We start from the raw sequence: 15759 nt of genomic DNA, 5'->3' as shown, positions 1-15759 counted from the left end.
TATCGGGACAGTTTTTAGTTAGAAAAGCGGTTTGTTTTATTTAAAAACAAACCGCTTTTCTTTTTTATTTTCTCTTCTTTTTCCTGCTAATCAGTAAAATAGGATTTCATTTAAAAAATAATTATTATTTTTATTTAGACTTGTTATAAATAATATTATATTTGGGCTATCAAATCTTAATGCTCTGTTATGTTAAACTAATAAAAAGATTTGATCTGAATAATTGCATTTTAGATACCGTCTATAAAAATTTCGTTCTTTAAACCTTGTTTTTGTTTTTTTTTGTGTTAGTCAAGAGCCTGTTCCTTCAAACAGGCTCTTCTACTTTTATAAAATTTATAGATTAGAAAGCACTTCTCGCACTTCTCGCATTTCTTGAATTACAAGTTTTACATCATTTTCTGTGGTTCGCCAATTTACAAAAGAAGCTCTGATCCCTTTTTTGTTTTGATACACTGTCGGCGTCATAAATACTTTCCCCGTGTCGTTCAAAGCAGATAAAAATTGGCTTACTTTTTCTTGATTGTGTTCACCCTTTAGTGTAAAGCAAACATTATTTAAACGAATTGGCGCTAATAGCTCAAAATCATTCTCTATCAAAGCATTTCCAAAATGTAGAGCCAATGCTATACTGCTTTCAATAATATCTCTGAAACCTTCTTTTCCATACGCTTTAAGCGAAAACCAAGCTGGCAGTGCACGCAAACGGCGTGAGTTTTCAGGAAGTACATTTAGATAGTTGAAATTTTCTAATGCATTTCCTAAATATGGGGCGTTAGAATTTTGAAACGTTTCAATCTGGAGATTAATATGTTCTTTTTTAGTTAAAAAGAAAGCACTTTCATAAGGCACATTCATCCATTTATGGCAGTCAATCGTAATACTGTCTGCTTCTTCCCAGCCTTTTACCAAATGATTGTATTTATCCGAAACGGCTGCAAATCCGCCAAAAGCGCCATCAATATGCCACCAGAAATTGTATTTTTCTTTTAGGGCTACAATTGCTTCAAAATCATCAAAATCTGCAGTATTTACAGTTCCTGCACTTGAAATCAAGATAAAAGGTTTTCCGTCTAATTTCTTAATATTTTCTTCCAAATCGACAATATCTAAAGCTTCACGATTTCCTTCAACTGTTTTTACCACGGTATAATTTTGGCTCCCAATTCCTAAAAGCGATAGGCATTTTATAGAAGAAGAATGCGGTGTTGCGGTTAAAATATTAACTGTTTCTGAAATTCCATTTTTAGCGTAATCTTTTCCAAATTGTTTTCCAAACCATTGTCTGGCAACGGCCAAAGAAGTAAAATTTGACATCGTAGCACCAGTAACAAATCCGCCTAAAAATGTATCGGGAAGGTCTAAAAGCTGTAATAGCAAATTAATTGTTTCAAACTCTATTAATGCCGATGCCCCACCTTGTGCTTTTATTGCTTGCGTATTTTGATCGTAAACAGATGCAAGCCAATCACCTACAATAGATGCCGGAGTTGAACCTCCTGTGACAAATCCCCAATATCTTGGCCCAGATGACGAAACCATTAAAGGAGCCAATCTTTCATTAAATTCTTTTAGAGCATCAATAGAGCCTAATCCTAATTCATTTAAAGTTGTTTTTGGATCAATTGTATACGTGTTTGAAGTTGGAACATTTTCTATATCATTCAGAAAATCAACTCCTTGCTTTTTTGTTTTTTCTAAAATATTCTCAAAATCGTCGAGATCTTGCTGTAGTATTGAATTCATAAATTTGTTGTATTAGTTATGTTGCGCAGATTGCGCGGATATAAAAAGGTTAATAAAAAATGTGTTTAAAAAATGGCTTTTACCATTTCGTTTTCTCCGAAAATCGAGAAACGAGCATTGACGAAATCACATCGCCATTGGCATTTAACAAAGTGGCAATCGGGTCAACCAATGTTCCTAGAATCATAGCAACTGGCAAAGCTTGCTCCATTGGAAAACCATAAACGGTAATGGCTAAAACTTCTCCAATGTACCCTCCATTCGGAATTCCGCCTTCTACAATGGAAACAATCACCGTAATTCCTAATGCCAAAAGAATGGTTGAAGGTTCTGTGAAATCTTTTCCAAACATGGCAAACAGAAAAGTAATTTTTAAGATGGATGACATACTCGAACCATCTTTGTGCAGTGGAGCACCAAGTGGAATTACAAGATTCCGCACATGTGCTGGAATTCCCATTTTTTGTGCTGCTTCCAAATTTGCAGGAATGGTTGCGATACTGCTGCAAGTTCCTATTGCTGTTAAAGAAGGTGTGATGTTATTGCTCCAAAAGACTTTAAAAGCTCGTTTCCCTCCAGCAATAACTGCGTATAAACTGAAAAATGTAAAGAAATAAAAGATACACGCCGCGTAATAAACCCCCATCGGTTTTGCATAAACACCAAACAATTGTGGTCCGAAAATACCAACCTGATAAGAAAAATAAGCTCCTAAACCTATTGGTGCAAATTTCATAATAATATTTAGCAATTGTTTCATGACCTCGTTTCCTGAATCAAGAAAACTCTTAAAAGCACTACCTTTTTCACCAGATTGTAACGTGGCAAAACCAATTAAAAACGAAAATATAATAAGTGCCAGCATGCTTTTTCGAGACAATAATTCGAAGAAATCATTTGTCGTAACCAGTTTTGCAATTTGATCGCCTACAGAACCAGATTCTATGTTTTCAAATGGAACTTTCGTAATGGCAATATCCTGATGAATTGGGAAAAGATAAACTGCAAAAATCATCACAATTGCAGAAATTAAAAGTGTCGACAGAAAAACCAGCAACATTATAACAAATAGCTTTCCGAGCTTTTCAGTTCGCTCCAAGTTTGCAATCGAAGAACCAATTGTAAAGAAGATAAGCGGGATAATTGCTGTAAAAAGCAAATTCAGAAAAATATCTCCAATTGGTTTTATAACTAGAACTTTTTCTCCAAAAACTAATCCAAAAATACTCCCAATGGTGATACCTCCAAGAAGCAGAAGTATACTGCTGTAACTTTGCAGAAAATTGATTTTTTTAGTTTCCATAATGATACAATTGGGTTAGGATTCTGTGCTAATAATTTTAAACACATAGAAACATAGTCCTCTTTGTCTACAAAGGCGTTTCACTTGTTTAAATGCACATAGCTATGTGTGAAAAAATGTGTTTTTTCTCTTAATTCTTTTCGATTAAAATCAAAATAAATCTATGTTTCTATGTGTTTATAAAATGTATTGATTTTTTACTTCTCCAAAACTATTGTAGTAAAAGCTCTATCGACCAATTCACCTGTTTTGCTTTTTACTTTTTCGGTCTGAGTTTCGGTGTAAACAATTTTGAAAGCTGTTTTCTCAATTAATTTCTGTGCTTTTTCGGTGCTGTAAAGCTCAAATCCAAATTGAGTAAATGGCAAGGTTTTCATGAAATCTTCTTCAGCAAATGTTAGACAGAAATTTCCATTTGAATTTAAAACTCTATAAATTTCTGAGAGTAACTCTTCAGGCTTCTGCCAAAAATAAATGGTATTTACTGTAAATATTTTGTCGAAAGATTCGTCTTCAAACGGAATTATATTTCCCTCGTAAAGTGAAAAGAAAGCCTGTTTTTGAGAAACAAAATTTCTATTGGTTTGGCGCGCTTCCTTAAACATCAATTCAGACATTTCAAGTCCGTAATACTTTAGACTTTCTGCTTGTTCAAAAAGAAATTCAACATGCCCTGCATTTCCGTGCCCGAGTTCCAGAATTTTATTTCCTTGAGATATATTAAGATTTTGGATGGAATGCTTGGTCATATTGATGTTTGTTTCGTTCATCATATTTCCCATTTCAATTCCTTTCTCTCCCGTTGGATTTTTTAATTGAGAGGCTATGGCTTGTAATTCTTCATTTTTCATGGTGTGAAAATTTTAAGCTTCTAAATTAAACAATTCCACGTTATGTTGGTCATTGCGAGGAACGAAGCAACCACATTTACAAAATCACCAAAGATATACTTCGTGAGATTGCTTCGTTCCTCGCAATGACAATTAAGGCCGATCCTTAAAAAACCTGACTCGCAATCTGACGGATATTCTCTGATTTACCCATTGAATAATAGTGTAAAAACGGAACTCCAGCTGCTTTTAATTCTAATGACTGCTGAATTGCCCACTCGATTCCCACTTGTTTGATTTCAGCGTTATTTTTGCATTTGTCTACCGCATCAATTAAATCTTCTGGCAAATCGATTCTGAAAATTTGTGGTAAAACTTGTAAATGTCTTTGAACGGCAATTGGCTTAATTCCAGGAATAATCGGAATTGTGATGCCCATTTCTCTTGCTTTTTCTACGAAAGCAAAATATTTAGCATTATCAAAAAACATCTGTGTTACTACATAATCAGCTCCGGCATCTACTTTCTCTTTTAATCTTTTTAAATCTGATTGCAAAGAAGGAGATTCTAAATGTTTTTCTGGATAACCAGCCACTCCAATACAGAAATCGGCTTTGTTGTCGGCATCAATTACTTCATGCAGATATTTTCCGCAGTTTAAGTCTTTAATTTGTTTTACCAGATCGATTGCGTAATGATTTCCACCCGCTTTTGGCACAAAAGATTGTTCGTCTTTCATCGCATCGCCTCGAAGAGCCATTACGTTGTTGATTCCTAAATAATGACAGTCAACCAGCATGTATTCCGTTTCTTCTTTGGTAAAACCGCCACAAAGCAAATGCGGAACCGTATCAACATTATATTTATGTTTTATAGAAGCGCAAATTCCAAGCGTTCCCGGACGCATACGGGTCAATTTTTTATCCAAAAGTCCGTTACCACGGTCAATGTAAATGTATTCTTCACGAGAAGTCGTTACATCAATAAACGGCGGATTAAACTCCATTAACGGATCAATATTATCGTATAATTCCTGAATACTTTTCCCCTTTTGAGGCGGAATAATTTCAAATGAGAATAATGTTTTTCCTTTGGCGTTTTCTATATGTTCTGTTACTTTCATTATTTGCGTTATGAGTTATGAATTAAGAGTTTTGAGTCTGTTCGTGTAAAAAATCTGAAATCAAAAACTTAAATCAATCATTTTTTGTTTGTTTCAAAGTTTCAGGTTTCATGTTCCAAGTTTCAAGCTATGCAAACTTGAAACCTGAAACTTGAAACAAAAATAACTTCGTTAATCTGCTATATTAGGGTTTAACCATTTCATTGCGTAATCAAGCGGTACATTTCGGCGTTTGGCGTAATCTTTTACCTGATCTTCTTTTATTTTTCCTAGCCCGAAATATCTACTTTTTGGATTTCCGAAATAGTATCCTGAAACCGAAGAAGCTGGCCACATCGCCATACTTTCTGTCAGTTTCACGCCTATTTGTTTTTCAACATCCAAAAGTTTCCAAATCGTTGGTTTCTCCAAGTGATCCGGACAAGCTGGATATCCTGGCGCAGGACGGATTCCTTTGTAATTCTCTTTAATTAATTCTTCATTAGTTAAAGATTCTTCAGAATCATAACCCCAGAAATCTTTACGCACTCTTTCGTGAAGATATTCGGCGAAAGCCTCTGCAAAACGATCTGCAAGCGCTTTAACCATAATCGAATTATAATCATCCAGATTCTTTTCATATTCTGCAGCCCATTCGTCTACACCAAAACCAGTAGTTACACAGAAAGCTCCCATATAATCTTCGATACCACTTTCTTTAGGCAGAATAAAATCGGCTAGAGCGATATTTGGAGCGCCTTTCGTTTTTTGTGACTGCTGACGAAGCGTTAAGAATTTCTCCAAAACTTTTCCATTTTCATCACGCAATTCGATATCGTCGTCATTTACCTGATTCGCAGGGAAAATTCCGTAAATACCTTTTGCTTTTAGTTTTTTCTCTGCTAAAATGACTTTCAGCATTGCCTGAGCATCATTAAAAACAGAAGTCGCTTGTTCGCCTACAACCTCATCCGTTAAAATTGCTGGATATTTCCCATACAATTCCCAAGTTTGAAAGAATGGCGTCCAGTCAATGTACGGAACCAAAACATCCAATTCTACTTCGATGGTTTGTGCACCAATTACTTTTGGTTTCACTGGAGTATATTCGCTCCAATCCAACGGTAGTTTATTTTTACGAGCATCTTCGATCGTTAAGAAGTTTTTGTCTCTTGAACGATTTAAGAACGTTTCTCTAAAAGAATCGTATTCTGCACGAATATCTGCTGCATATATTTTTCGGTTATGATCTAACAGGTTTCCTGCAACAGTAACAGCTCTTGAAGCATCGTTTACGTGAATAACAGTTTCTCTATATTGAGGTGCAATTTTCACGGCGGTATGCGCGCGCGAAGTTGTTGCCCCACCAATCATAATCGGGATTTTAATATCTTGTTTGTCTAATTCTTTGGCTAAATACACCATTTCGTCAAGCGAAGGAGTGATCAGTCCGCTTAATCCGATAATATCTACATTATGCTCAATTGCAGCCGAAATAATTTTCTCTGGAGGAACCATTACTCCTAAATCGACAATCTCGTAATTATTACAAGCCAACACTACCGAAACAATATTTTTTCCGATATCGTGAACGTCACCTTTTACAGTCGCCATCAAGATTTTTCCGTTTCCTTGTTTGTCGCCTGCTTGTTTGCTTGCTTCAATAAACGGCAATAAATACGCCACTGCTTTTTTCATTACACGAGCCGACTTAACTACCTGAGGAAGGAACATTTTTCCGCTTCCGAATAAATCTCCAACGACATTCATTCCAGCCATTAAATTGATCTCGATAACTTCAATTGGTTTTGTAGCTGCTAAACGCGCTTCTTCAACATCCTCTTCAATAAAAGCATCGATTCCTTTTACCAACGAGTGCGTAATACGATCTTGGACCGATCCTAAACGCCATTCTTGAACCGCTTTTTCATCGCTTTTTACTTCTCCTTTTACGTTTTCTGCAAAATCTAAAAGTCTTTCTGTAGCATCGTCACGTCTGTCTAGAATTACGTCTTCAACGTGTTCTAATAAGTCTTTCGGAATATCATCGTAAATCGTCAACATCTCTGGATTTACGATTCCCATTGTCATTCCGTTTTTGATTGCGTGATATAGAAACACCGAGTGCATCGCTTCGCGAACCACGTCATTTCCTCTAAAAGAAAACGAAACGTTACTCACACCACCGCTAATATGTGCGTGCGGCAAGTTTTCGCGAACCCATTTTGTTCCTCTAAAAAAGTCCAAAGCATTCAGGCGGTGTTCTTCCATTCCTGTTGCCACTGGGAAAATGTTCAAATCGAAAATAATATCCTGTGGTGGAAAGTTTACTTTATTGACCAAAATATCATACGAACGCTGACAGATTTCAACTCGGCGATCGTAATTATCGGCCTGACCTACTTCGTCAAAAGCCATTACAATAGCAGCCGCACCGTAACGTTTGATTAATTTTGCGTGATGAATAAAGGCTTCTTCGCCTTCTTTTAGCGAAATCGAGTTTACAACACTTTTTCCTTGTACTACTTTCAGACCCGCTTCGATGATTTCCCATTTCGAACTGTCGATCATAATCGGCACTCTCGAAATATCTGGTTCTGCAGCAATCAAGTTTAGGAATTTGGTCATAGCAGTTACACCGTCCAACATTCCTTCATCCATATTAATATCGATGATTTGAGCTCCTCCTTCTACCTGCTGTCTTGCAATATCAAGTGCCTCGTCATATTTCTCTTCCTTGATTAATCGAAGGAATTTTCGTGAACCCGTTACATTCGTACGCTCACCAACGTTTACAAAAACGCTTTCCGGCGTAATAATCAAAGGTTCTAATCCTGATAATACAAGGTCTCTTCTTTTTTCTGTCATTTCTTTCAATTTTCAACGGAATGAATTCCGTTGCTACCAATATTTAGTTCCTATCGGAACTTATTTTCATTCTCTTGCTTGTCCTTGCGACGAACAAAGCAATCTCACATTTTATTTATCTGTCCTGCAAGGTTTTCGAAACCTAGGTATTTATGTTTATTGTTTTGGGCGTGTCCCTCCGGGTCGGGCTATCCGCTCTTAGTCCTCGCTCTTCCTTCGTCAGGCTGTGGGCTAACCGCTTCTATCCCTCACGCGAATAAAACTGCATTTTTATAATTTTAAACCGTAATATTTTATAGCTCTACTTTTTATAGAGAAATTTCGTTTAAAGATCGAAGTAACTCAATTATATTATTTTTTGCCGAAACTTCATTCGCTAATCGCAACCTTTTTACTCCTAAAATAGCATCTGACATTGTAGCACTTCCGGATTGTTTAATATTCTTGCTAAACCTCAATTTATTTTGATAATACAATTTATATTCTATTGTAGTTTTGACCGTAAAGGTCATTCCAAAAAAAGGTTGATCAACAGAAATCAAATTAATTTCTAGAACCCAATTCTCATCATTTGCAATCGAATCTATTTTCGAAAATACTTCAGATTCGATAACAGACTTTTTAAATGCTTCTTCAAAATTTTCATTAGAAATCTTAGACGTCCATAATGGATTTGTTTTTTTTCCACCTGTAACAGATTTAATAAAAATTTTATCTCCAACTTTTTTTTCGGTTTTATAATCTTTAACCGTCATTCCTTCAATGGTTGCTGACGAAGCACATCGCGCAAGTAAAGCTGAAAGAAAGACTAATAAAACTAGATGTTTAATTTTCATTAATTTTTTTAAAAAAATTTACACATTAACCGTCGCAACTCTCGGCTTATAATCCTTCGCCACCTCCGCAATTAATCGAATATGATCTGGAGTTGTTCCGCAACAACCTCCAATGATATTGATTAAATTATCTTCTAAATATTCTTTTATGAAAGCTTGAGTCTGCTCTGGTGTTTCATCGTATTGTCCAAAAGCGTTTGGCAATCCTGCATTTGGATGCGCCGAAACGTTAAAACTTGTATTATGTGCTAATGTTTTTAAATATGGTTTCAATAAATCGGCTCCTAAAGCGCAATTGAAACCAACACTTAATAACGGAATATGCGAAACTGAAATCAGGAATGCTTCAACCGTTTGTCCAGAAAGTGTTCTTCCCGAAGCATCGGTAATAGTTCCTGAAACCATGATCGGAATATCGATATTGCGTTCTTCTTTTACTTCTTCAATTGCAAAAAGTGCTGCTTTTGCATTTAGTGTGTCGAAAATCGTTTCTACTAAAAGCAAATCGCATCCTCCGTCCATTAAAGCTTCTACTTGCTCTTTGTATGCAATTCGCAAATCATCGAAAGTTACGGCTCTGTAACCTGGATCATTTACGTCTGGAGACATACTTGCCGTACGGTTTGTTGGTCCGATTGAACCTGCTACAAAACGTGGTTTCTCCGGATTTTTTGCTGTGAATTCATCCGCAACTTCTCTTGCCAGTTTAGCCGATTCGTAGTTTAGTTCGTAAACCAAATCTTCCATATGGTAATCGGCCATACCAATTGTCGTTCCCGAGAATGTATTGGTTTCTACGATATCTGCTCCTGCTTCGTAGTACGCAGCGTGAACATCACGAATGGCCTGTGGCTGCGTTAGGGATAATAAATCGTTGTTTCCTTTTAACGGATGCGGGAAATCTTTGAAACGTTCGCCACGGAAATCTTCTTCAGAGAAGTTGTAACGTTGTAACATGGTTCCCATTGCTCCGTCAAGGATTAGGATATTTTTCTTTATTGCTTCTTGAATTGTAATCGACATCTTTCTCTTGCCGCTAAGGCGCTAAGGCGCAAAGCTTTTTTTAATTATAGTTTTGAAGGCTCTATTTAAACCCGACAGGTTTTTAAAACCTGTCGGGTTTAGTCTTCGATATTTTTTCTCACATTAATTCCAAAAGTGCACTATTGCTGGCTCATTAGCCCCGATTGAAGTGGAAATCCTTTTGTTGGCCGCGGCGAACAAAAGATTGCAACGAAAAGCGGGAACTATTGACTGCAAAAATGCGCCAATGATTCGCTCCTTACCGAAATTCCTTTCAGTAAATTATTTGTATGTTGTCTGGAAAAGTTTTGAGAAATACGAGAATGTATTTGTGTTATCTATCTTAAATACCGTGTGTTTACGATACAAAGTAGAATTTAGCACCTTCTTTATAGTAAAGGGTTGCTAAGGTTTCATCGGGTCTATCCCTCCGCCTTTCGTGATAACGAACAATAATTTTTAAGAACAGTGCAAAGGTATGAAATGGCAATACGATTTGCAAATGTTTTTTTTTAAGGCTCTGAGGTTCTAAGTTACTAAGCCTCTAAGTTTGTTTTTTATAATGGTAATGATTAGTGCTTCTAGTGAATTATTTTTTTTTACTAGCTTTTGCAAGCGGATTAAAATCTAAACAAAACTGTAACCATAATTCTAAATCCTTATTTCTTTGCCAGCCGTTTTCCGTGACGAAAATATAGTTTTTCATTGGTCTTTCAGAGCTTGACATTGGTATTACATCGTCTCTTTCTAATACACTTAGATATGTACTATCATCAATTCTGCAAAGCAACAGATTTTCTCCTGTTTGTTTGTCAAGTCGGGTTCCACAACACATTTTATTGTCTACCATAAAAACAAGTCCACCAAACATTTTCTTTTCGAAAAAATCAGCTTCTTTGAACTGAAGGTATGTTCGGATTCTTTGTGCATTATTTTCGTCGTAGGCCATTTTTAAAGATTCAAGATTCTGAGCTACTAAGTTACTAAGTTTTTATTCTTGAATTTAATCTTTAACTTTTTGAGCTCCAGCGGAGCGCAATATTTATAGAAACAATAACCCAACAACAAAAGCTCCATCGGAGCGACATATATTTCGCTCCGATGGAGCTCTTTTACAAACACATGATTTCTTTTCTACCAATATTTCATCCCTCTGGAATTTACCTTGATGAATAAAAAAAGCCCAAACTTTTAAAAGTTTGGGCTTCATAATATTTAAAAATCTTAGTAGCTTAGAACCTTAGTATCTTAGCATCTTTAAGACTAAACAATCGCTTTAACAACTGCCTTAGGAGCTTCTTTACGAGTTCCGTCGAAACCGTCTACTCCAGATACTGTTGTATATTTCAATACGTATTTTTTACCTGGATTGATGATTTGGTAAGCAGCCTGACACATTAATGTTGCTTCGTGGAAACCACAAAGGATTAATTTTAATTTTCCAGGGTATGTATTTACGTCTCCAATGGCGAAGATTCCAGGAATATTGGTCTGATAATCTAATGCATTGTTTACTTTAATGGCATTTTTCTCGATTTCTAATCCCCAGTCTGCAATTGGACCTAATTTTGGAGTTAATCCGAAAAGTGGAATGAAATAGTCACACTCGATTTTACGGTGTGCTCCGTTTTCTTCGATGTCTAACGATTCTACGTGCTCAGCACCATTAATTCCGATAACTTCTGCAGGAGTGATTAATTTAATTTTTCCAGCTGATTTTAATTCCTGCACTTTTTCTACAGAATCTAAAGCGCCTCTAAATTCGTTTCTACGGTGAATTAAAGTTACTTCTGAAGCTACGTTTGCCAAGAAAATTGACCAGTCTAAAGCTGAATCTCCTCCTCCAGCAATAACAACTCTTTTATCTCTGAATTTCTCAGGATTTTTGATGAAGTATTTTACTCCTTTATCTTCATAAAACTCGATATCTTCGATAAGTGGTTTACGAGGCTCGAAACTTCCTAAACCTCCAGCGATTGCAATAACTGGCACGTGAAATTTAGTTCCTTTATTAGACGTTACAATAAAAGTTCCGTCTTCTTGTTTTTCGATTGTCTCTGCACGCTCTCCTAAAGTAAAACCTGGCTCAAATTGTTTGATCTGCTCCATCAATCCGTCTACAAGATCTCCGGCTAAAACTTCTGGGAACCCAGGAATATCATAAATTGGTTTCTTAGGATATAACTCTGAAAGCTGTCCTCCTGCTTGTGGTAAAGCGTCCAGGATGTGGCATTTTAATTTCAATAATCCTGCCTCGAAAACGGCAAATAAACCTGTTGGTCCTGCTCCAATTATAAGTATATCTGTTTTAATCATTATGGTTGTTGTTTATAATCATTCTTAATAATACAAAGAAACGAATAATTTATTCTACTGACAATGATTTTTATCATTTCGTTTCTATGTGGTATTTGTTACTCTTTATTTTTTAATGAAGAGGTAATCTCATTCATTCTTCTAACCTTATCTTCAAAATTACCTTTAAGCGTTTTTCGGTATTCGTTCAGATTCTCAACCATTTGATTGATGTCTTCTGGAATTACTTCTTCAAAAAACTCTCGAAGCCTTTTGGCTGTTGTCGGTGATTTTCCGTTGGTCGAAATGGCAATTTTTACATTTCCTTTTGTTACGATTCCGCCCAAATAATAATCGCATAAATCTGGCGTATCGGCTATATTGCAAATCAAATAGCGTTTTCTGGCTAAATTGTACACTCTTTTATTGACTTCAAGATTATCTGTACAAGCAATTACCATGTGGCGCTTTTTGAGCATTTTCTTTTTGAACTTCGATTTGGTCAATGTAATCGAAGGATGTTTTTCAGCTAGAACTTTTATTTCTAAATGAAATTCTTTTGCTACTACCTCAACATTAGCATTCGGACTTGACTTGAGCAAGAATGAAAGCTTTTCCAAACCTACATTTCCTCCACCTACAATCAATACATTTAAATTATGAAGCTTTAGAAATATTGGATATAATTCGTTTTGTTCCATGTTACCAATATGTAGTTCCTATCGGAACATTTTTTTTTACAACATTTTTTTATCTACCAATATTTAGTTCCTGACGGAACAATTCTATGTAAATATCGGTTTTAAACCTGATGTTGCAAAATCGGTCGTTCCTTGGGAACTTATCTTATTATTTCTTTTGATAAAAATTCTTCGTAAAATCCTTTTAGTTTATGGCTTTCTTTTACCACTTCGCCTAAAACGATAATGGCTGGAGAACCTAATTCTTTTTCTTTTACGATTTCTAAAATCGAATCTACTGTTCCTACACCCATTTTTTCTTCTGCTGTTGTTCCGTTTTGAATGATCGCAACTGGCAGATTTCCTTTGTTTTCTTTTTGAAACAAATCGATAATCTGCGGCAGTTTGTGCATCCCCATCAGGATTACAACTGTTGCAGAAGATTGCGCCGCCAAAGCTACGTCTGAAGATAATTTTCTATCGGATGTAGTTCCTGTAATGGCCCAAAAGCTTTCTGAAACTCCTCTTTTTGTAATGGAAATTCCCTGACTTGCTGGAACTGCCACTACAGATGAAATTCCGGGAACGACAATCGTTTCAATTCCGAAACTTTCTGCGTATTCTATTTCTTCGCTTCCTCTTCCAAAAATAAACGGATCTCCACCTTTTAGTCGAACTACATTTCCATACGTCAAAGCATTATCTACAATCAATTGATTGATTTGATCTTGCGTGTAGGCATGGTTTCCAATTCTTTTTCCAACAAAAATTTTAATCGCATTTTTTGGTGCGTAATTCAGAATTTCTTCGTTGGCTAAGGCGTCGTATAAAACCACATTAGCTTCAGCCAGTGCTTTTACAGCTTTTAGCGTAAGTAAATCGGGATCGCCCGGACCTGCACCGACTAAAGTTATTTTGGGTTTTATATTAAGCATTTGCTAATTCTTGTGCTCTGAATGTTTCAATTTTATCAAAGAAAACGGTCGCTTGTGCAATGTAATCTTTAGCGAAAGCTTCAGATGGTTCATTTTTATTGATTTGGTAAACCAAGTCTTTAAAAGTTGAATTCAATTCGATTTTATTGGTATCGATAAAAACAGTATCAAACAAATCAACGATTCCTGCGTGATGGTTTGTTTTTTGGTTTTCTGCCAACAATAAAGCTTTTGCTCCATTTACAAATCCTGCATAAGCATGATAAATTGCGTCTGACCATTTTTTCTCGTCAAAAGATTCTTGAGCCAATATTAATTTCTCTTTAGCTTCAAACAATAAAGTTGCCACTAAATCGATCACAACACCAGCACATTCTCCAACTCCAACTGCTTTTACGTAGTTATCTGCGTTACCCCAATCCACAAAATCAGCTTCTGTTAGATTCGTTACATCAGATAATGGTTTTAAGATTTCGTAGAAGTATTTCTCTCCTTTTGTATCATAATAGTTTAGGAATTTTTGCCCATTCGCATTAGCGTCAAAATCATTTAAGATGGTACGCAATGCATCCGGACCTCTACGGCTAGGCACTTTAATTACTTTATCAGCAAAACGTCCTTCTCCGTTTCCTAATCTTCCTCCACCCAACAAAACTTGTAAAGCCGGAGCTACTAATTTTCCTGAGTTGATAGACATTCCTTGAAATCCAATTGCAGACATATTATGTTGCCCACATGCATTCATACATCCCGAAATTTTAATTTCAATTTCGCGGTTGTTTAAATACTGAGGATATTCTGCACTTAAAACTCTTTCTAATTCTTCTGCAATACCGGTACTACTTGCAATCCCCAAGTTGCAAGTATCAGTACCCGGACATGCCGTAATATCTCCAACCGAATTATATCCTAAATGAACAAAGTCAAGTTTGGCTAATTCTTGATAAAAGAAAGGAAGATTTTCCTCTTTTACGTGACGTATTACAATATTTTGACGCAATGAAAAACGTAATTCGTTTGCTGCGTAATTTTTAACTAAATCTGCTAATAATCTCGCTTTATCAGTATAAAAATCTCCTAATAAAACTTTGATTCCGATAGCGTAATATCCTGCTTGTTTTTGTGCAATTACATTCGATTTTTTCCAAGCTTCATAAGCTGCAGCATCTTCGATTGTAACTTTCGGCACTTCTAAAACTGGCTCTGGAATTGGACCATCAAAAGCAGTGGTATCAATTTCGTATGTTTCAAAAGCGATTGCTTTTTTCTCTTTTTCAACTAAATCAAGGAAAACATCTCTTCCCATTTCTTTGATTAAGAATTTCATACGTGCTTTCATTCTTTTTGCACGCTCACCGTATCTATCAAAAATACGAATGATTCCTTCTGCCGTTGGAATGATTTCGTTTACTGGAACAAACTCAGAAAGTAATTCTGCATGCGCTGGCTGAGATCCTAAACCTCCACCGAACATGATTTTAAATCCTTTTTGCCCGTCTTTGATTTTTGGAATAAATCCTAAATCGTGCAAATAACTCAGCGCCGTATCTTCATCTGAAGAAGAGAACGAAATTTTAAATTTACGTCCCATTTCCTGACAGATTGGATTTCTCAACAAGTATTGGAACAAACCGTGTGCATAAGGAGAAACATCAAATGGTTCGTTTACATCTACACCTGCTAATTCGCTCGCTGTAATATTTCTAACGGTATTGCCGCAAGCTTCACGCAAAGTAATATCGTCTTTTGCCAATTCTGACCAAAGTTCAGGTGTTCTGTCCAAACTTACGTAGTGAATCTGGATATCCTGACGTGTTGTAATATGCAGACGTCCAGTAGAATATTTATCGGATACTTCCGTAATTCTTCTCAATTGCTCGCTGGTCACTTTACCATAAGGCAATTTGATACGAATCATCTGAACACCTTCCTGACGCTGACCGTAGATACCACGCGCTAAACGAAGGCTACGAAAACGCTCATCATCAATTTTTCCTCCTCGGAATAAATGAATCTTTTTTTCTAATTCGATAATCTCTTTCTGAACTACCGGATTTTCTATTTCTGTTCTAAAACTTTCCATTTTGTCTTTAGTTGTTGGTTGTCTGTTGTTGGTTGTTGGTTTGCTGGCAGAATAACTA

At 36.1% G+C, this 15759-nt stretch carries 12 protein-coding genes and 1 riboswitch; all 12 genes read right to left on the bottom strand.

The annotated features are described in order from the left end of the window. Positions 1 to 336 precede the first annotated feature (336 nt). The 12 genes from J7574_RS04815 to J7574_RS04760 all read right to left on the bottom strand — a co-directional run bounded on the left by J7574_RS04815 (position 337) and on the right by J7574_RS04760 (position 15701). Entirely contained in the window at positions 337 to 1746 is a 1410-nt protein-coding gene (locus J7574_RS04815) for a pyridoxal-dependent decarboxylase (protein ID WP_290964922.1), read from the bottom strand. Positions 1747 to 1825: 79 nt separating this feature from the next. Beyond that, positions 1826 to 3049: a dicarboxylate/amino acid:cation symporter gene (locus J7574_RS04810; RefSeq protein WP_290964920.1), complete on the bottom strand. Its 1224-nt coding sequence runs from the start codon at positions 3047 to 3049 to the stop codon at positions 1826 to 1828. A gap of 197 nt (positions 3050 to 3246) precedes the next feature. After that, positions 3247 to 3900: a class I SAM-dependent methyltransferase gene (locus J7574_RS04805; protein ID WP_290964918.1), complete on the bottom strand. Its 654-nt coding sequence runs from the start codon at positions 3898 to 3900 to the stop codon at positions 3247 to 3249. A 145-nt stretch (positions 3901 to 4045) separates the two neighbouring features. Continuing rightward, on the bottom strand, positions 4046 to 5002 hold the full coding sequence (gene metF / locus J7574_RS04800) for a methylenetetrahydrofolate reductase [NAD(P)H] (RefSeq protein ID WP_207297949.1): 957 nt from the start codon (positions 5000 to 5002) through the stop codon (positions 4046 to 4048). A 171-nt stretch (positions 5003 to 5173) separates the two neighbouring features. Beyond that, positions 5174 to 7849 carry a methionine synthase gene (gene metH / locus J7574_RS04795; RefSeq protein ID WP_290964911.1) on the bottom strand — a complete coding sequence of 892 codons (2676 nt, stop codon included), beginning with the start codon at positions 7847 to 7849 and terminating at the stop codon, positions 5174 to 5176. A gap of 308 nt (positions 7850 to 8157) precedes the next feature. Next, positions 8158 to 8685, bottom strand: coding sequence for a hypothetical protein (locus tag J7574_RS04790; protein ID WP_290964908.1), 528 nt, complete (start codon positions 8683 to 8685; stop codon positions 8158 to 8160). Positions 8686 to 8703: 18 nt separating this feature from the next. Next, complete coding sequence (locus tag J7574_RS04785; protein WP_290964905.1) at positions 8704 to 9708, bottom strand: homocysteine S-methyltransferase family protein; 1005 nt, start codon at positions 9706 to 9708, stop codon at positions 8704 to 8706. A 331-nt stretch (positions 9709 to 10039) separates the two neighbouring features. After that, positions 10040 to 10157: riboswitch (SAM riboswitch) on the bottom strand. Between the two features lie 140 nt (positions 10158 to 10297). Then, a complete protein-coding gene (locus J7574_RS04780) occupies positions 10298 to 10657 on the bottom strand; it encodes a TfoX/Sxy family protein (RefSeq protein ID WP_290964902.1) in 360 nt (119 codons plus the stop codon). A gap of 314 nt (positions 10658 to 10971) precedes the next feature. Then, positions 10972 to 12024 (bottom strand): NAD(P)/FAD-dependent oxidoreductase, encoded by a 1053-nt coding sequence (locus J7574_RS04775; protein ID WP_290964900.1) that lies wholly within the window; start codon positions 12022 to 12024, stop codon positions 10972 to 10974. Positions 12025 to 12122: 98 nt separating this feature from the next. After that, the gene (locus J7574_RS04770; protein WP_290964898.1) at positions 12123 to 12704 is read right to left on the bottom strand and encodes a bifunctional precorrin-2 dehydrogenase/sirohydrochlorin ferrochelatase; all 582 of its coding nucleotides are present in this window, start codon (positions 12702 to 12704) and stop codon (positions 12123 to 12125) included. Positions 12705 to 12844: 140 nt separating this feature from the next. Further along, positions 12845 to 13618, bottom strand: coding sequence for a uroporphyrinogen-III C-methyltransferase (gene cobA / locus J7574_RS04765; protein ID WP_290964895.1), 774 nt, complete (start codon positions 13616 to 13618; stop codon positions 12845 to 12847). Further along, positions 13611 to 15701 carry a HEPN domain-containing protein gene (locus J7574_RS04760; RefSeq protein WP_290964891.1) on the bottom strand — a complete coding sequence of 697 codons (2091 nt, stop codon included), beginning with the start codon at positions 15699 to 15701 and terminating at the stop codon, positions 13611 to 13613. Before J7574_RS04760 ends, cobA begins: the two co-directional genes overlap by 8 nt. Positions 15702 to 15759: the final 58 nt, after the last annotated feature.

It is taken from the genome of Flavobacterium sp. (assembly GCF_017744675.1).
Lineage (GTDB): Bacteria > Bacteroidota > Bacteroidia > Flavobacteriales > Flavobacteriaceae > Flavobacterium.
This window is presented reverse-complemented; position numbering and strand designations above follow the sequence as displayed.